17 protein-coding genes are annotated in these 17786 nt (G+C 47.6%); 7 read left to right on the top strand and 10 right to left on the bottom strand.

The window, feature by feature from the left end; translation table 11 throughout:
- Positions 1–129 precede the first annotated feature (129 nt).
- From FJZ26_00630 to FJZ26_00620, 3 genes are all read right to left on the bottom strand, one after another.
- Positions 130–1119 (bottom strand): hypothetical protein, encoded by a 990-nt coding sequence (locus FJZ26_00630; GenBank protein ID MBM3228914.1) that lies wholly within the window; start codon positions 1117–1119, stop codon positions 130–132.
- Between the two features lie 81 nt (positions 1120–1200).
- Positions 1201–2691, bottom strand: a complete 1491-nt coding sequence (locus FJZ26_00625; protein ID MBM3228913.1) for an ATP-binding protein — start codon at positions 2689–2691, stop codon at positions 1201–1203.
- Between the two features lie 61 nt (positions 2692–2752).
- Positions 2753–3838, bottom strand: a complete 1086-nt coding sequence (locus FJZ26_00620; protein ID MBM3228912.1) for a DNA double-strand break repair nuclease NurA — start codon at positions 3836–3838, stop codon at positions 2753–2755.
- A gap of 129 nt (positions 3839–3967) precedes the next feature.
- Here FJZ26_00620 and FJZ26_00615 point away from each other — a divergent pair, with 129 nt between their 5' ends.
- Entirely contained in the window at positions 3968–4318 is a 351-nt protein-coding gene (locus FJZ26_00615; protein ID MBM3228911.1) for a peptidyl-tRNA hydrolase, read from the top strand.
- On the opposite strand, the gene FJZ26_00610 is transcribed toward FJZ26_00615, so the two are convergent.
- From FJZ26_00610 to FJZ26_00600, 3 genes are all read right to left on the bottom strand, one after another.
- The gene (locus FJZ26_00610) at positions 4319–5125 is read right to left on the bottom strand and encodes a hypothetical protein (protein ID MBM3228910.1); all 807 of its coding nucleotides are present in this window, start codon (positions 5123–5125) and stop codon (positions 4319–4321) included.
- An 88-nt stretch (positions 5126–5213) separates the two neighbouring features.
- On the bottom strand, positions 5214–6665 hold the full coding sequence (locus FJZ26_00605) for an MFS transporter (GenBank protein MBM3228909.1): 1452 nt from the start codon (positions 6663–6665) through the stop codon (positions 5214–5216).
- Positions 6666–6738: 73 nt separating this feature from the next.
- Entirely contained in the window at positions 6739–7749 is a 1011-nt protein-coding gene (locus FJZ26_00600) for a hypothetical protein (protein ID MBM3228908.1), read from the bottom strand.
- 211 nt (positions 7750–7960) lie between these two features.
- On the opposite strand from FJZ26_00600, the gene FJZ26_00595 reads away from it, so the two are divergent.
- Entirely contained in the window at positions 7961–8185 is a 225-nt protein-coding gene (locus FJZ26_00595; protein MBM3228907.1) for a hypothetical protein, read from the top strand.
- A gap of 122 nt (positions 8186–8307) precedes the next feature.
- On the opposite strand, the gene FJZ26_00590 is transcribed toward FJZ26_00595, so the two are convergent.
- Positions 8308–9057 (bottom strand): peptidylprolyl isomerase, encoded by a 750-nt coding sequence (locus FJZ26_00590; protein MBM3228906.1) that lies wholly within the window; start codon positions 9055–9057, stop codon positions 8308–8310.
- 199 nt (positions 9058–9256) lie between these two features.
- Between FJZ26_00590 and FJZ26_00585 the strand changes: the two genes are divergently transcribed.
- Positions 9257–10567: a hypothetical protein gene (locus FJZ26_00585; GenBank protein ID MBM3228905.1), complete on the top strand. Its 1311-nt coding sequence runs from the start codon at positions 9257–9259 to the stop codon at positions 10565–10567.
- Positions 10568–10656: 89 nt separating this feature from the next.
- Here the strand turns inward: FJZ26_00585 and FJZ26_00580 are convergent, their stop codons facing one another.
- The 3 genes from FJZ26_00580 to FJZ26_00570 form a co-directional block, all read right to left on the bottom strand.
- A complete protein-coding gene (locus tag FJZ26_00580) occupies positions 10657–11733 on the bottom strand; it encodes a hypothetical protein (protein MBM3228904.1) in 1077 nt (358 codons plus the stop codon).
- Positions 11734–11822: 89 nt separating this feature from the next.
- Positions 11823–12266 (bottom strand): NUDIX domain-containing protein, encoded by a 444-nt coding sequence (locus tag FJZ26_00575; GenBank protein MBM3228903.1) that lies wholly within the window; start codon positions 12264–12266, stop codon positions 11823–11825.
- Between the two features lie 31 nt (positions 12267–12297).
- Positions 12298–12840 (bottom strand): nicotinamide-nucleotide adenylyltransferase, encoded by a 543-nt coding sequence (locus tag FJZ26_00570; protein ID MBM3228902.1) that lies wholly within the window; start codon positions 12838–12840, stop codon positions 12298–12300.
- 126 nt (positions 12841–12966) lie between these two features.
- On the opposite strand from FJZ26_00570, the gene FJZ26_00565 reads away from it, so the two are divergent.
- From FJZ26_00565 to FJZ26_00550, 4 genes are all read left to right on the top strand, one after another.
- Positions 12967–13872 carry a hypothetical protein gene (locus tag FJZ26_00565; protein ID MBM3228901.1) on the top strand — a complete coding sequence of 302 codons (906 nt, stop codon included), beginning with the start codon at positions 12967–12969 and terminating at the stop codon, positions 13870–13872.
- Positions 13873–14024: 152 nt separating this feature from the next.
- Complete coding sequence (ppsA, locus tag FJZ26_00560) at positions 14025–16553, top strand: phosphoenolpyruvate synthase (protein MBM3228900.1); 2529 nt, start codon at positions 14025–14027, stop codon at positions 16551–16553.
- A 77-nt stretch (positions 16554–16630) separates the two neighbouring features.
- Positions 16631–17416 (top strand): hypothetical protein, encoded by a 786-nt coding sequence (locus tag FJZ26_00555; protein ID MBM3228899.1) that lies wholly within the window; start codon positions 16631–16633, stop codon positions 17414–17416.
- Positions 17417–17548: 132 nt separating this feature from the next.
- Positions 17549–17786, top strand: a 238-nt coding sequence (locus FJZ26_00550; protein MBM3228898.1) for a hypothetical protein, incomplete at its 3' end; no start/stop codon positions are given.

Here is a 17786-nt window from a genome sequence, read left to right as displayed (position 1 = left end):
CCCATATTAACACGTTATATGCCCGCGTAAAATAAGTATAAATACTCTTGTCCCTATGAATAAATATATACAGATAGGCACATTTTCTATATAGAAAATATATAGTAACAATTATTTTGCCAATTTGTCTTACTTTAATTTCTGCCTTCTTATAATCGCAGCAGCCTCGCCAGGTGGCATTGAGTTCATAACGCTGCCGCAACCTATTTCAAACCCAGCCCAGTTGGAAACCCTGGGCATGATTTTTGCCGCCATCAAAAATCCGTCCCGCTCATTTTTGTCGGCGCTTTGGCTTGGCGAGAGCAAGTAGGCAATGTTATACGGGGCAAAATCCGTGGCCCTGTCAATCTTATAAAGCACGGTTTTCACTGCATTGGCAAACAGTGCAAAGTCCGCATCCACAAACTCGCCAAAGCCCCCCAAATCGGCTTTTGGGGCAACCCAGGTTTCCAAATGGAACAGGGAAGTTGGAGGGCAAAAGGCGACAAAGTCGGCATTTGAATAAACCGCAAGCTTTTTTTCGCGCTCCCATCCCCTTATCAGGCTTTTGCCAAAAGCGGCGTGCTTTCTTGCCTGGCTTGGCACAAAGCCCATGGAGACTATTTGCGAGTGCGTGTGCTCAAGTGATGCGCCTGCCGCGCCGCCCTCGTTTTTGAAAACAATGGAGTATTTAATTCTCCTGTCCTTCTGGTGGCAAGCAACCCTTGATGCCATAAGGCGATAATAATCCTCCCAACTTTTATCATCTAGCTGCGAGACGGTTTTCCTGTGGTCTGGCGTTTCAACCACAATTTCGTGGTAGCCGTAGGCATTTGCCCATGAAGGCCTAAGCGCCGGGAATTTGTTTTCAAAGCAGCGCATTGCCCAGCCTGAGTTGTTCTTGCCATGCCTTAGACTGTGGCCGCTTTCAGCTGCGCCAGCAGGAACTCTTGCAATTTCCGGGGGTGTCAAATGCTCGTTTCCAGGGCAAAAAAAACAGTTTGCAGGATTTTGCGACTTCTCAACCTTTTTTGCACGGGGCAAATGCGTTGAGTCGTGCGGCCTTGCGGACCGAAGCCTTGTAAATACGACCTCGCGGCCAAGCGAGTCGGTTTCAATGTAGTGCTGCTCTGGAATCATGCCATCTTCACCGCCATATTGCAAGATAACTGCCCAATCTGGTTCTAGGATGCACCAATCTAATAATCTTATACCTATCCTTCAGATATATGCCTCAACACTTTTCCTGTCCTTCAAAGCCTGGGCCTCAAATTTTCTTGCAAGGTGCGTCAGCACCCCTCCTCCCCTGCCGACCATTGTCTTGCGCTGCCTTACCTTGAGGAAAACAGGGTAGTTGACAGCCTCGCCCAACAGTATGCTATCCCCTGTTCGCAGTGTTGTTATTGCGCGAAGCATGTGCTCGTCAATGCCCTCGCACGAAGTTTCTATGTTCTTCAAGTCGTTTGGGTTGACAATCCTCAGAATGATGCTAGAGTTGCATTGCGAAAGGGCAGTCACCGACAGGTGGACTGGCCGCTGTGAAATCAGGCAAAGTGAAAAGCCGAACTTCCTGCCCTCCCTGGCTATCTTCTCAACTATCTGCTTTGCAACCGCGCTTCCCTTCCTTGCCTTCTCGGGCGCAAAGTTGTGCGCCTCTTCAAGCATCATTACTGTTGGCGCCACCTGGCCGCAGCGGATTTTTTTGAAAAGCCGCGTTGCAAAATATTGGACTATTATCTGGCGTTTTTTCTGCGAGTCTATTCCAGACAAGTCAAACACGCAAAGCCTTCCGGGCCTTGCAATGGACTTTATCGAGGGCTGGCCTTGGGCGCCTATCAATTCCAGCCTTCTTAACTTGTAAAGCCAGGGAAGCAGGCTGGACTTTATGTTATCCCTTGCCCCGCTCCTCTCCACTCTTCCAATCAGCTGCTCCACTCCTTCTTTTGCCTTTTTTGTCTCATAAAGCGCGGCTTCAAGCGTGTGCATTGCAACCTGCGTAATGCCAGGGTACCAGCTTTGAATCATCCCGGCGCTAACAAATCCAAGCGGGATTTTTATCTCGCTGCCACGGACAATCCTTGCCTGCCTTGCAAAATCGCCGCTTGAAAAAGTTGCATACTCCCCGTGTATGTCAAAAACAACCACGGCAAGCCTCCCGTGTTCGGCTTTTCTTGAAAGCAGCTCCTCTATAAGAACAGATGCCAAATGCGATTTTCCGGCCCCAGACATTGCAAGTATCGAGAGGTGCTTTGAAAGAAGCCTGTCAGCCCCAACCCTTGCCTCAAGGCCTGAATTTGCAACCTGACCCAGAACAAGGCCCGCGTCTTCAAGACCCAAAAAAGTTGCAAGCTCTTCTTTTTTCGGGCAAAAAACCTGGCAGCCCGGGGAAAGCGGCGTTTCAGGCCTATGTATTTTCCCCTGCTTTAGTAGCCCAAGCACCCTGACAGTTGCAATCCTGTACTCCCACTCCCCAACAGGAAGGGAGTCGGTTATGAGTGCAGAGTGCGAAAAGTCGCTTACTCCCTCCGCCTTCTCAAAATACTTGTTTGCGCAATGGATTTCAACAACCATGCCGATTAGCTTGCCACCTTCGCAATCCGCACCTGCAAACTGGCCTTTTCTTGCAGTCCCCTTGACAAGAAACTGGTAATACCCGGTGTTTGGCCCCTGCGGGCTTGAAACTACAATCCCTATCGGCACTTCAGTTTCCATGTTGAAAACCCAATTCACGGCTTTTGCCTGATTCACGGCTTGCCTATTGAATATGCACTGCTTACCTAAAAGGCCTTTCGTCGCGCACTTTTTTTGCAGCCCCAGTTGCCCTGCCAATTTCCATTTCAAGAATGCCTGCCTCGGCCTTTCCTGCCGCTGCAGCCATGTCGGCCTCAATCAAAACTGGCGGATAAGGGAATTTTTTTCCTGCCTTGCACATGAAGGCAATCCTGGCTGCAATACTGTCCAGAAATTCGCTGCCGCAAGCCTGAGCGCCTGCAAAGTCCAGATATTCAATCCTGTAAACAGGCGCATGTTCCCATATCCTTTGGTAATATACCCTGATTTTGTCGCCAAACTCCCCAAAATCTTCAAGTATGGGGTGCTCTTTTGGATTGGCTGCATAAGGCAGTGCAACCGTCCGCTGCGCCTCTCCAAGCACGCTTGAAAAAAGCTGCACGTCCCCAATCCTGTCAAGCACCGGAAGCGGCACTCCGGAGCTCCTGATTGCCTCCACAAACCTTCTGCCACGCGAGTCCTTTGAAAACCCGACAAGACATATGCCTTTTTGCCTGCAAACGCTGAATAGCTCCCTGTATTTTTCCACAAGCATGCCGTAAAGGTACCCAATCCTTGAGTCCTTTGCCGGCCTGTCTGAAACAAGTGGAACAAGCGAGCCGTCAATCAAAATCATCCCGGGCTGGCAGCAGCCCTTCCCATCAGCGCTTTCCTCCTTTGCAATCCTTAGCGCCAGCCCCATCTCTTCAATCAGCCTGCAAAGGGAATTCCTTGCCGCAACTTCACCGTAGTCCAGGCCTCCGTCTGCCTTTACAACAAAGCCGGGGGTTTTTGACGGGATGTACCTGTGCGAAAAAAGCCGGCCGCCCCTATACTCAAAAATAACGCCTGCCGGCCTTATTGCGACAATGTCCAAAAAGCGCAATGTTGCAGCCACAACCCCCGAGTCAACCGCCGCAACGCAAAAATCAGCCCTGCTTTCCTCGACTTTTTCAATAATGGGCCTTGCGTTTTCTGGCCCTTCGAGCCCAAGCTTTCCGTTAAGCTGCCGTATCGAGTCTGCGGCGCTTTGGCACGCCTCGCTGAGGCTTCTTGCAACCTCAAGCGCATCCCGTATCTCGATTTTCATCAGCAAAAATTGGCCAGAACACGCATAAAAATCTTACCAAGCCTATATTCCAGTGATAATGCAAAATAATACAAATCAATCCAATACAAATCAACCGCCGGTTTGGCAATAATTATAGGTGCATTTAACATGGAACTCAAGCAGGTGATAGTGGTCAGAAACGACCTGGGGATGGGCAAGGGAAAACTGGCTGGGCAGGTTGGGCATGCAGCAGTGCTTGGCTACATAAAAGTTTTGTCAAAAGACAAAAAGACTGCAAAAGCCTGGGAGGACGCCGGGCAGAAAAAAATAGTCGTCAAGGTGGAAAACGAGGCTGAATTTTTTGGCCTGTATGAAAAAATGAAAAGGGCCGTGCCCTGCGCCCTTGTGCAGGATGCCGGCATGACGCAGCTTGCCCCTGGCACTGCAACCTGCTTTGCGGCAGGCCCCTGGAACGCGCAGGAGATTGACAAGTTCACAGGCGAGCTGAAGCTTCTCTAATCAAACAGTTTTGGCTAGCTCATTTAAGACCTTTTCAATTTCCCTTGCTGTTTTTATCGCTTCGCCATAGTTTAATTCATCAATTATTTTATCCCCTACTCTCTTTTTGAGCTCTTCGAGTGCAAGTGCCTTTCGCTTGAACGATTTTGCCGCACTTGCAAGCAGCACATTAAAATTGTCAGTGTTGCCCTCAATATCAAGTTTCATCAGAATCGCAAGTTTCAAACTTGCAAAAGATTCTGAAACAACTGCATCCAGGAAAAACCTGCCTTCGCTTTCATATTTACTAATTAACTGTACAAGCGAAAGTTTTATTGTCATTTTTGGCTTTGCCGAATTTGCTGTTTTATTAATAAAATGCAGCCTTTCCAAAAATGTGGAGAACGCCCTTGCTATCTGGTTGTGGGCATATAGCTCTGAAACATCAAGCTGCTTAACACATGAAAGCCTTGTGTGAATGGCTTTAATATCAGGTGTGGCAAGCTTTTCTCCCCTGCCAACCCCCTGCATAAAATAAATCGGGCTGTAGCCTAAAGGCGGCAGTGGGTTGCTGCTTATACTGTATATATAATATGTTTTTGCAAGCTCGAGATTTCCGGTTCTCTGTTCCATTCTTGCATGCGGAAGTATTGAAGCGGGAAGAAGGTCTGGTAAAAACGCTTTGTTAAAGGTGTTATTCCTTTCAAGCATGACAGCCCCAACTTCAAGCTGTTGTTCAAGACTCTTTGCGCTTGCTGAAAATGGTTTATTATTAAGGGCTTTATATATGACCTGCTTGTTCATGGGCACTATTTTTTGTGAACTCATGCAAACACCGCACTATTCTCTTTTCACTCACATTATAGCGCGGGCTCCCTTAATATAATTTTCCATTAAATACGACAATCACGATTCGCTATTTTTTCAGCGAGCCGACGTTGTGGATGAATTTCATCCCGGTGCTTTTGCCTGCGTCAATGACTCTGTGTGTTATGTTCCAGCCATGCATTACAGTCATTATGGCGCCTTGGGCAGGATACACGGCAAGCACTTTGAGAAGCAGGTGCCTCTCGGTGTGCGTGCTTGGAAGCTCCTTTTCCGGTATCCGGGGCAAAAGCGCAAGGGACACAGAAAGCCTCATCACAGTTGAGGCTATGAAAATTACGGGAATCGCGGCAAAGCCAAACAGCAGCGAGTTCCCAATGCTTGAAATGGCAATTCCCCCTGCAAGGCTGCCTGCAGTGTACAAAAACCCGTTGAAAAGGTTGTATTTAGAAACATATGAGGCTCGCAGCTCCCTTGACACGGATGAGAGAAGATAGTTGAATGCGCAAAGGTCAAAGCCGGCCCAGACAAAACCGGAAAATGCGTTGAAAATCAGGATGTGGTAAAAATCCCTTGACAAAAGCCAAATTGCAGGGACCAATGCGGCGCCAACGGAACAGACTGCAAGCACCTTCTTGTTGCCAAACCTGTCAATCATGGAGCCCCAGTAAGGCAGGCTTGCAACCTTGACAATTATTGCAACCGCACTTACAAATCCAATTCCCGCAAGGTCAAAGCCGAGGCTTTGCAGCATGTATGGCGTGAAAAACGGGGAAGCAACCTGGGTGGCAAAATTCATCAGGCTGATGAAAATCAGGAAAGTCAGCTCTTTTTTGTATGCAGGCAGCAAAAACAGGTGCTTGAGGTGCACTTCGTGCATCATCATTGGGCGAAACTCCGGCTCACTCACCTTGTTGTGGAAATAATATGTCAAAGCCCTTGCCAAAAATGCTGCAAGAAAAATAAGTGCAAAGGCAATCCTGACACCTAGGCTTGCACTCAAGTCCCTAAGCATTATGCCTGCTGCAAAAGTGGAAACAAACAAGGCAAGGTTCATGAGCCTGTTCCTTGAGGCAAAAAAATGAGGCCGCTGGTTTTCCGGCACCAAGTCTGCAATCCACGAGGCCCAGGCTGGGTTTACCATAAGGCTTATCCCAACCCCAAGTGAAAACGCGCCAAGCATTACCCAAAATGAAAGCTCCCCTGGGTAAAACATGGTTGCGGCAACTGCAAGCCAGCTAATTGACTGCAAAGCCACCCCGCCAAGCACCATTGCCTTTCTGCTGCCAATCCTGCGCATGAGTGGAAATGAAAGGAACTGCAAAAGCGAGCCTATGAACTGCGGAATGGCTGAAAGCAGCCCTACTTGCAGCGCCCCGGCACCATTTAGTATGGCAGCCGCTGGTATGTAGTTGTCGCCGATGCCTGCGCTGACTGAAAAAGCAACCCCGTCGTAAATCGAGTTGTCCAAATCTTTACTGGTGCCTGGTGGATTTTGTCTATCCCTTCTTTCAAGACTAGGTTTTTTTGATTCTACTTCCATAATCGGGTCGCTATTGTATTAAGCGTGCAGAATTAAAAATATCTGTGAAGCTTTATTCATATTCTGCCTGCGCTTATAGCTTTAGCCTATCCACATTGCGTTTTATCTGCTCGCGTATAAGTTTTATCGCAGCCGCCTTAATCTTATCACCATCGATATCTTTGAATTCAAATACTTGCACTCGCGCCTCCGCGTATCTATTTGTTTTTCCATCCGAATAGGCTAAACAGTACCAAGGCCTTATGTTTTCGTACCAAAATCTGTTGAAACTCACATCCCAATATTTTTTTATGGTTCCTTTGTTTACTAGCTGTTCGCACGCATCCTCGATGTATTTTTCTACTATCTCTTCGATTTTCCACGCTTCAATAATCTCATTCAACTCCCTTACTGGTGTCTCATGGTAAAGTGGCACAAATGGAGTAGGTCCATTTAAAGTCAGGACGCCATTTCTGAGTTTTTCTACTCTATACATCGGCCACTTTCCTTTAGAGGTTTCATAGATTTTGAGCCTTTCTGCACCAAATTTATCCACAAGCTTTTCACCATAAAAATTTATCCACCAGCTGTTCGGATACTCCATGCTCTCAATTATCTTATCATCAGGCACAACCTCTGAACGTGAATACCAGTGCCAGCCTATGCCATAATTAGGAATCATGCCAGGTGCATTCCAAACCGTCTTTGCGATATCTATGAAATTATTGCTTCGCTCAATGCATTTTTCCTTTGGATCATTCTTATTCAGCCCTTGCGAGCGGTTTGGATCAAAAAAACTGTTTAGAGCTACAAGTCGTATTTCCCAAATCTTTTTTTCAAAAGTTTTAGGCATTATCTGGAGTTCAAACCACATTCCTTTGCTATCAAACTCAGCAATGCCACCTTCACTTGATATAACCTCTATCGCCTGTTCTACTGAGCATTTCTCCTCCAACTGCCCAGATTTGTATGACATCAACCGGCCATTGAATTTATGCCCTTTGTCTTCTAGGCTTTTTATTGCATTTGCTACAAAAGACGTTTCTTTCTGATTTGGCTCAAAGCAAAGCATCACCAGAACGCCATCTCCACTAATTGCAATCACCTAACTTATCTGGTTGGCCTTATTAATTAATCCTAGTGCGCAAATATCTCTCTTTATGGACAAAACACGGTTCCATTCAATGATTGGAACGGCTCTCTGAAATCAGAACTGAATTAAGAACATTTTTCTGGCAGCAGCCACTCTTCACTGGAAATCTACTCCCTGCATCCTTTATAAAGCCTAAAAATTGCCAGTTTTTCTGGTGATTGGAATGGCAATGAAAATACAGGTTGACAAGATGACATTTTTGGAGCTTGGAAGGGTTGCAAAACTTCTTTCTTCCTACAAAACAAGGATAACCAAGATAGCTGACTCCACATACCTAGAATTCGAGAAAGCAGGATACATGCAAGGCCAGACGTCGGCTTTCCAGGAGTCGGTTTGCAACCTGGCTCCGCAGGCAAGCCTGCTTTCTGTCGAGCGCATCAGTTTCTAAATTGAGAATGTAGTGGGAGCGGGATTGCATGCAAGCCATTTGAGGACTCAAGATGAAGGCACTTCTCATTTGTCGGCTCTCATGGCGAATATCAGGATTGGCTGGGGCTATTGATAATTTGATTAATTTTTCTTTTCTGTCTCTGCCTGCTTGGAATCCGCACTTTTTGTGCTAAAACTTTCCTTGACGCCAATCTCCTCGATTTCGGGCACGAATTTTTTTATCCCGTCAATTAAAAGCCTCTTTTTCATCTCATACTCCTGCATGTTTTCAGGCTGGGAAAACTCAAGTGTGAGCTTCTTTTCGTTCTTTTCATCAACAGCCGCCTCGCATCTGATGTTGTTTAGTTCCATGAGTGCTGCAATCTTCTCAATCGGGGCTGACAAAACCTTGTCAAGCCGAAGCTTGTATCTTATCCTCTCTCCTGCAAGCGGGTGGTTGAAATCAACAAGCACTCTTCCGGAAGTAACGCTTTTGACAAGTGCAAGCCTCCCATCAATCTCAAGTGTCTGCCCTGGCTGCGGCATCACGTTGTTTTTTTTGAACGTGGAAAGCGGGACAATCCTGACTAGCTGCTGCGACTTGACGCCAAAGGCATCTGTGGGCTCAAGCTCAAATTCCCTCATTTCCCCCTCCTTCATTGTGGCAAGCTGCCTTTCCACTCCAGCCATCAGATGCCCGTTTCCAAAGACCGCAAGGGCTGGCCCGTACTTTCCGTTGGGGTCAAACACTCCGCTGGCCCTTGCATCCTCCTCAAACGTGGTGTCAAATATCGCGTTTGAAGAAGCTGCATAGCCGCTGTAGCTTATGCGGACAAAACTTCCCTTGGATGGATTCTTCCCACTGCCATTTCGCTCCTGAGCTATAACCATACAATATCACCAAGCTTATAAATCTGAAATCACAATTACTAATGCCCTGACTTGCTATTTGTAGCAATTAAGCTATCTGGAAAGCAGCTATTTTATGCGCATGTCAATTTCTTAAATGTATTGAAGAAACCAGCCATCCATCCAGTCTTTTGCAGCCCTGTTGAATACCTAATCCAACTCAAATTCATGGGTGAAGTTTATGGACATTAAAAACCAACTAAGACAAAACGGCCTTAAGATATTTGTTTTCCTGGTCATTGGCGCCTTTATTTTTGAGACAATCGCCCTTGGTTTTCTTGGGGGAAGCGCCAGCCAAAACAACCAGGGCCAGGCATCCCCAGCCCCCGGCGAAGGCAAGCCACAGGTTATTACAGGCACAATAATTGCAAACGGGACGCTTTCCTCTTTTGACGCGGTGCTTTATGTGGCCGGCCCTGACATTGAAAAAGCCGCAAAAATTAAAGATGCCCTTATAGGGCAGGGCATTGCCACTTATGCCGTAATTCCTGACAACAAATCAATGCTCATCAATCTTGTTTCATCGTCAAAGCTGCAGGAGGCGTCACGGGCATTTTCAGGGATTAATGTCACAACCTTTGCCAAGGCGCAAATTGAGTTTTCCGGCACCCTCACACTCAAGTCTTCAGACGGCCAGGCCCATGAGGTAATCCCATCTGGCATTTTCCAGCAGTTCTCCCCAAGGTTCAGGGAAGGGGATACAATACCGCTTAGTTTTAGCGCAGAGGCGCAGCTTGTTCCAACAACCGGGCAGTACCAGCTTGCAAGGTTCGGGCAGGTCTCAATCATGCCGCAAAGGGTTGTATTTGAGACAACACTGCCAATCCTTCTAACCCAAGGCTCAAGTGTGGTTGCAAAGGTTCCATTTGAATCGCGCACGCGGGTAAAGCGCAGCGAGCTTGAGGCAAATCTTTCAGACACTGGGGCACAAAACATCAAGTACTCTCCAAAATCATATATTGAATTTTCTCTGCCTGCCTCGGCACAGCAAATCGCCCAGCTGCAATCAGCCAACCTTTCATATCTTGCATCCATTTCTGCGGATTTTGCAAGCGTCCAGGATTCGTTTATAGACAGGGAGCAGGCTTCAAACTCGCTTTCCTCACTTGGCCCAGTTTTTCCAGATTCGATTGTAACTTTTGATTTGGAATCAAACTTTGCCGCAACAATGCCGGGCACTAATGCGACAGATGAAAATCAAACGTCCTCACAAAACCAGGGCGAGGCAATCGTTGCGCTAACCAACTATCTGCAGTCCGCAGGCATAAACGGGGCTAAGGTAGAAACGACAAACAAGGTTCTTGTTGGCTTGTCTGGAAAGTTCAATGCCTCAGATGGCAAAGCCTATGAAATTTTCCAGGGGCCAACAAACGCCACAGTGCTTGCCAACACGCAGCTATTCACTTTGCCTGTGACAATAGACGCCCTGGCAGTCTCAGACCAGATACTGCAGATAAACAGCGTGAAGGCAGTTAATTATCCTGCCACCTAGCCCGCCACACAAGCAGAAAATGATTATCAGTATATCATTACTGTAAGAAGCAGAAGGCAGCTTTTCAAGCCCTCCCCTGCAGCGGCGCTCTAATTTTCCGCCTTAATATTTTTCCCAACCCAATCCCAAACCTGCATGTTTATACCCTCAAGCCATTGTGCAATTGATTGGCCAGAAGTCCTGCCCCCTGCCGCTATGAACACTGATTTTATTTTTTCAAGGGGCATCATGCTGATTATTTTTTTCACCTGCTCAAGCATCGCGTAGGCGAAAGCCTGCTTCTCCTGTGCACTTTGTCCTGGTGCGACCATATTGTTGAAGCTGTGCATCAGGTCATATAGAAGCGAGCGGAAGGGCAAATCCAGGCGCAACTTATCGTCTATGTTTTGCCTTGCCCCAAGCCCGGCCATTATTATCTTCTGCATTGTTTCAGGGGGGCTATGACTTTCTGCATTGGCGGATGCGTCAAGCTTAATCTGAATCTGCGGGATGCCGGAGTAGTGGCTTAGTGCTTTTTGATAAATCCCTTTGTGCATTGTGCCAAACCTGACTAGGACCCTTAGCGTTTCCTGGCCTCCAATTTTCGGGGCTATTGACTTTGCATCTTCTTGGTATGTGCTTATATTGGCAATTATGCCCCGATGCCTTTCCAGGAAACTTTGGGCAAAGATAAATTCAGCCTTTAATTGCAACTTTGCCGCCTCCTCCAAAGATTTATTGTAAAGCGCCTGCACGGCATTATTTTTCATAGTGACATATTTCGCCATGCTGTCCTTGTGAAACGGCCTTTCATGAGCTTCAAGCGGGAACATCGAAAGCCCGTTATCAATCAGAAACTCGGTTTCCGCCAGGTTAAACTGAACAGTTCTTTGGTCGGCATTCCTGCTCAACTGCCCAAGTATCGCTTTTTTTAGGCCTGGGTTGTGCCTGGCTTTTTTCATGTCGGCAGCCATACGCATAAAGCCGCCGCTTGCCCTGATCTGCTTTGTCGTGTAGGCGGCTTCGGGCGAATAAAGGTGCGGTTTAAATTCATTAATCAGCTTGGCGGTTTTCTCAAAATCAGCTGCAGTCCTGTGGGGGCCAAACTGCATGAGGAAAATTACGTTATTGGCGCCATTTCCAGATCCGCCACAACCTGTTCCATTCCCCTTAGCGGCTATTTGCATACAATACTTTATTTACACATATTTATATACTTATCCACACATCAGCAGCCCAATTGCCAGGCTGCAACACTGCCATTCTTTTGGCAAAATCAGATTTCCCTCATGATGCTCTCAAAAAACCCCCTGTCCTTTGGGTGTGTCAAAAATGCAGCCACTTTATCTTTCTCAACAAAGCGGGCTTCCGGATTTTCGGGGTCGGTTGGCCTGAGAACCCTGCTTTCATTATCGCCTTCCTCCCTTTTCAGCCTGAATAGGAACATTGTTATCGTCTTTAGTTCTGTCTTGTCCTCCCCTCCAAGCCTGCCAATCTTGTAGCGCGAATATGTACCAAGCTCCCGCACAAGCTCAAGTGCTTGCTGCTTTATGCCAGACTCCTCCTCAATCTCGCGCTTTGCAGCAGACAGTTCACTCTCTCCAGGGTCAATATGCCCCTTTGGAAGCGACCAGGAGGTCCCATGCTGGCTTACTACAAGCACACGCCCTTGCCAGTCAAGCACCACGCCGCCTGCCGAAAATGTTTTTTTTGTTTCCATTGAACTACCAAAATCAGCCCAGCGCCTTTTTTCAGGCCTTGTCAGTTCCCATTATCGATTTTATTTTCCAAATCGCGTTGTTGCGCTTGACAAATTCTGCAACTGCTTTTGGAACATAGTGCCTCCACTCTTCCCCCGTGGTTTCAAACATGAGCCTTCTTATCCTTGTGCCCTCAAGCGTTTCCCGTGCGAACATGTGGCTGCTTTCAACCTTGTAGCCTGCATCCTCGAAAAGCCGCTTTACAAGTGGGTTGTTTGAAAACACGATATCAAAGCTTGGCACAAGCGACTCAATGTGGCTGACCCAAAGTGCGTTGTTCTGGATGTCTGGAACTGACAGGATAATGCAATTTTTTCCCACGCCTTCGTCTGTCAGTGCCTGGTGGAGCATCTCAATTCTCTGCCCCACTGTGAAAGGGTCCTGCGGCTCGTAGGATTTTTGCGAACTTCCCACAAGAACTATGAGCCTCTTGCACTTGCCAAGCGCATGCCTAATTGCCTTCACATGGCCATTGTGCACTGGCTGGAACCTGCCTACAAACAGCCCATCTTTGTATCCGTTATTGTCTTTCATTTGTACATCCCCTTTTCTGATTCCCTTGGCCTGCTCACCTTTTTATAGTTTATCGGCAAATCCCTTTTCGTGGCGCGCCCTATTTTCAAGACTCAATTTTCCATACTGCTTTTTGCAGCGCTAATATTGGCCTTTCTGTTTTTTGGCTGCACGGGAAATGACGGCCAACCTGCCAAACCTGCACCTATATCAAATCTTGGCGGAATCCAGCTTGCTTCAGTCAAGGCGGACCTTGTCATGTACCTTGACATGGAAAAAACAGATTCAAGCCAGGGCCTTTACCAGTTTGCGGCAAATATCAGTGGCCAGTCTTTTGAAAAGTCCCTTTCCCCAATTCGGCTTGCCACAGGCATTGACAGAAGAAAAATTAGCTCTCTAGTCTCAGTCTTCAAGAATTCTGACAAAACCTACAGGGCAATCATAATTGACGGCTCATTTTCGGTTAATGAAAACCTGCCGCCAATGTTTTCAGACTCGCAGTCGGATTACGGCGGCATCAAGCTTTACTTTTTCGGCCAAGGGCAATCCCAAACAGCCCTTGCAATCCTCGGCTCAAAGACAGTTGTGGCAGGCTCGCCCCAGGCAGTCAAGGACACTATTGACACCTATCTTGGCTCAAAGCCGTTTTTCAGCTCTGCGCGCATGGCAGTTTTTTCAAAAGTGCAAAAGGGCTCATTTTTTGCCCTTGGCTCAAAGCCAAGCCCCGATGGCGACCTGTTCCCAAATTCGCAGTTTTTTGCCTTGGGCGCAGTGCAGCCAAACAAGGGAGAAGATAAAATAACTATCGTTGGTTTTGCCCAATTTGAAGACGAGGCGGCTGCAGCCAGAGGCTACAGCCACGCATCCTCATCAGTCGGGCAAATAAGGGAACTTTCTTCACTTTTGGGGTCCAACTCCCAGCTCAACAGCATTCTCTCAACCGTGGAATTTGAAAAAGACGGCGCCATGGTAAAGGTTTTTGCCTCAGGCACTTTTGACCAATTCATAAGCGCAAAGGAGGAGCTTGGTGCAAAGGCAATACCGGGGACGTGATAATCGGCCAGGAAGAGGGAAAACTGCACAAGAATAATCAATATAAACTAGCTATCGGCCCAATCATTATGTAACTGAATATAGGAAACTAGGAAACTAAGAAACTGAATATAAGAAACGGTCACGATAATTTGGCTTGCCAGGGTGATGTTATGAAATATGTCAAATGGTTTTATGAGCTTGACAGGTCCAGCCTTGCTGCGGCCGGGGGCAAGGGGGCAAACCTTGGCGAGATGACTAAGGCAGGCTTTCCAATCCCCCCAGGCTTTGTGGTGACTTCAAACGCATATTTTGACTACATAAAGGCAAATGGCATTGACAAAATCATCAGGGAGGAGACCGAAAGGCTTGACACATATGACTCAAGCAAGCTTGCCCACGCATCCGAGACAATAAAGCTTAGGGTGCTTGGCGGCGAAATCCTCCCGGCGATAAAGGAGGAAATCAGGGAGGCTTACAGGCAGATGAAAAACGAGCCATATGTTGCCGTGCGCTCCTCTGCAACAGCCGAGGATTTGCCAGAGGCTTCGTTTGCAGGCCAGCAGTCAACTTTTTTGAACGTGCGGGAGGCAGACCATGTTGTCCAGGCAGTAAAGGAATGCTGGGCGTCGCTGTTTGAGCAGCGCTCCATATACTACAGGACTGAAAACAAGTTTGACCACCTCAAGGTGGGTCTTGCCGCAGTTGTGCAGGAAATGGTGCAGTCGGAAAAGGCCGGCGTGATGTTTTCAGTCGACCCTGTAAGCGAGGACTACAACCTTCTTTCAATTGAGGCTGCATTTGGGATTGGGGAGCTGGTCGTGTCAGGCTCAGTCACACCTGACAACTACATTATCTCAAAGCGCGACATGCGCATTGCAAGAAAAGAGGTCTTCAAGCAGGAAACAATGATTGTAAAGCTCAACGATAAAAATGTCCTTGCCAAAATCAAGGCCGAGCTTCAGGAAAAGCAAAAGCTTTCAGACTCTGAAATCCTCGAGCTTGCAAAAACCGGAGTTGACATAGAAAACCATTATGGAAAGCCGCAGGACATGGAGTGGGCTTTTGCAGGCGGAAGGCTCTACATAACCCAAAGCAGGCCAATCACAACCCTGAAAAAGCCAAATCCCGTGAGCCAGGCGCAGCAAACCGCCATGCCGCAGCAAGTCCAGGCGCAAGCCAGGCAAGCTGCCGCAACAGACCTAGCACAGGCTTCAGTCCAGATGCAGCTTCCACCAGAGGTTTCCCCTGAGTCAATTGCCCAGTTTTCCCAGGCTCAGAAGCCTTCAGGCGCAGGAGGTGCCCCAATGCAAGTTTCAATGGATGCGGCAAAAATACTGATAAAGGGGCTTGGCGCATCCCCGGGAATTGCCAAAGGCCCAGTCAAGCTAATTCCCTCGCCAAAGGACATCGGCCTTATGGAAAAAGGCGACATACTTGTCACTGACATGACCACGCCGGACTTTGTGCCTGCAATGAAAAAGGCAGCCGCCATTGTCACAAACACAGGCGGGCGCACCTGCCATGCGGCAATTGTCAGCCGCGAAATGGGTATACCCTGCATTGTTGGGGCAAAAGGCGCAACAGACACGCTCAAGCCAGGCCAGTTCATAACAGTTGATGCGGCACGGGGCATTGTCTATGAAGGGGATGTCCAAGGCATGGCTGCAAGTGCCGGCCAGCCAGGTGATGGCGGACCCTCCCAGGCATCTGGGGCCCAGTCAGGCTCTCAGGCCCAAGTAGCTTTTGGGCAAGCACCAATTACAGGAACAAAAATCTATGTAAATTTGGCAGAGGTTGATTTTGCAGAAAAAACCTCCAAGCTTCCCTGCGACGGAGTCGGGCTTCTCAGGGCAGAATTCATGATGGCTGACATTGGCGAGCACCCAAAGAAGATAATAGCCGAAGGCAGGCAGCAGGAATTCATTGACAAGCTTGCCGAAAAGCTACGCACTTTTGCCACTTCCTTCTACCCTCGGCCGGTAGTCTACAGGGCAAACGACTTCAAGACAAACGAATACAAGAACCTGAAGGGCGGGGAGCAGTACGAGCCGGTTGAGGCAAATCCAATGATGGGCTACAGGGGCTGCGCGCGCTACATTTCAGAGCCTGAAGTCTTCAAAATGGAGCTGATGGCAATGAAAAAAGTGCGCGACGAGTTTGGCCTGAAAAATCTGTGGCTGATGCTTCCGTTCGTGCGCCGCATAGGCGAGCTGCGGGCAATCCGCGACATGCTTCGCGAGGTGCAAATCCACCGGACCCGCGACTTCAAGCTTTGGATAATGGTGGAAGTTCCGTCCACTGTGTTCCTTATAGATGATTTTTGCAAGGAGGGAATTGATGGAGTGTCCATTGGCTCAAACGACCTGACACAGCTCATACTTGGAATTGACAGGGACAACTCGACTCTTGCCGAAGGCTTTGACGAGCGCAACCATGCAGTGCTAAAGGCAATCGAAGCAGTGGTAAAATCATGCAATGAGCACGGGGTGACCTGCTCTCTTTGCGGCCAAGCCCCATCCGTCTATCCGGATTTTGCGGAAAAACTGGTCGAGTTTGGCATAACCTCAATGTCTGTCAACCCTGATGCGGTTGAAACCACAAAGCGCATTGTTGCCTCTGCCGAGAAAAAGGTAATGCTAAAGCGCCTCTCCAAGCTTTCAGAGGGCTTGAAGCACGGATTGCAGACGCATATGGATTGAAATTTGCACTCAGGCTCGGAATTGCAGTTTAAGTGATGTTTATATATTTTGGTAGCACATTTTCCTCACGTGGGGCAATGTCAAATCAACAAGTCCTAAGTAGAACTGTGCAAAAAAATTCGACTGCCAGAGAGTCAGGTTTCATATTCAAGCGTATTGCATTAATCACATTCTTGACTCTGTCACCCCTTTCTTTTTCCCAGAACCAGTTTTTTGCTTGCCTGACCCCAAAAGCTGAAAACATTCTTGTTGAAACTGTTCGAGCTAAATCAAAACCGCTCTTCTTATTTTCAAAATCTGCATCTCCACAATTTAAGGTTCAAAAGGCAGTTTTCCAGAGTTCTGGTTATGCCCCATCAGACTATGAGGTTTGGGCAATTCCAAAATTGAAGGCATACTTAAAAGACTATTATGGCAAAGAATTCAACTGCCGCGATAATGAAATATTTGACAATCTTTATCTTGGCATATGCAAAGGAAAATTCACAATTCTGGAAGACATTACGGGTCTGGAAGGAGACGCCTTAATTAGTTTTGTTTGGCATGCCGCTTCCAGTTATTTTCACTACAATAATACGTGTTTAATCCAGGAATCTAGTGCAAAAATCTTTGAAAATCATTATTCCTCCTGGTATAATGCAGATCCGACATTAAGAGTTCTGATAAAAATGATGGAAGATCCTTATTACACCTGGGAGAAATTCCTCAAAGACCTACCGGGACTAGCTGTGAAGGCTGTTTTTACTGTTGCAGGTGTAATTATAGGCATTTTTATCTTATTTAACATATTCTCTTCACCAAACCAACCTGGCCCTGGCGGCGACGGTGGCTGGGGCGGTCATGGCGGCGGAAGGGCCGGCTAGCGTCGTAAGTGCCTATTGTCATAAGGACCCAATGCAAAACTCCTAATTATTGTTATCATGACACTCGTATAAGCGCGTTTTTCTTTCCTGCAAAGTGCATGTTTTTTCAATACTGCCGTTCATAGCCTCTTCATGGGCTCTGGAGGCGCGGATTTGTACATCATCGGGGCTGTAGTGGGTAGCATTGCAGCCTATTTTTACGGCCTTGGGCAGTATCGGCTCAAAAAATTCATTGAATATACGCCCATCTCAAAAGCCGTTGCAGTTGCCCCGGGAATTGCAGAAGTCCAGGGCATTGCGCAAAAAGCTTCTAACATTTACACCTCCCCGCTTCAAAAAAAACCATGCGTCTACTACAGGACCAATATCT

This window comes from Candidatus Parvarchaeota archaeon, assembly GCA_016866895.1.
GTDB lineage: Archaea > Micrarchaeota > Micrarchaeia > Anstonellales > VGKX01 > VGKX01.
Note: the sequence above shows the minus strand (reverse complement) of the source record. Positions and strands in the feature narration are given on the sequence as shown.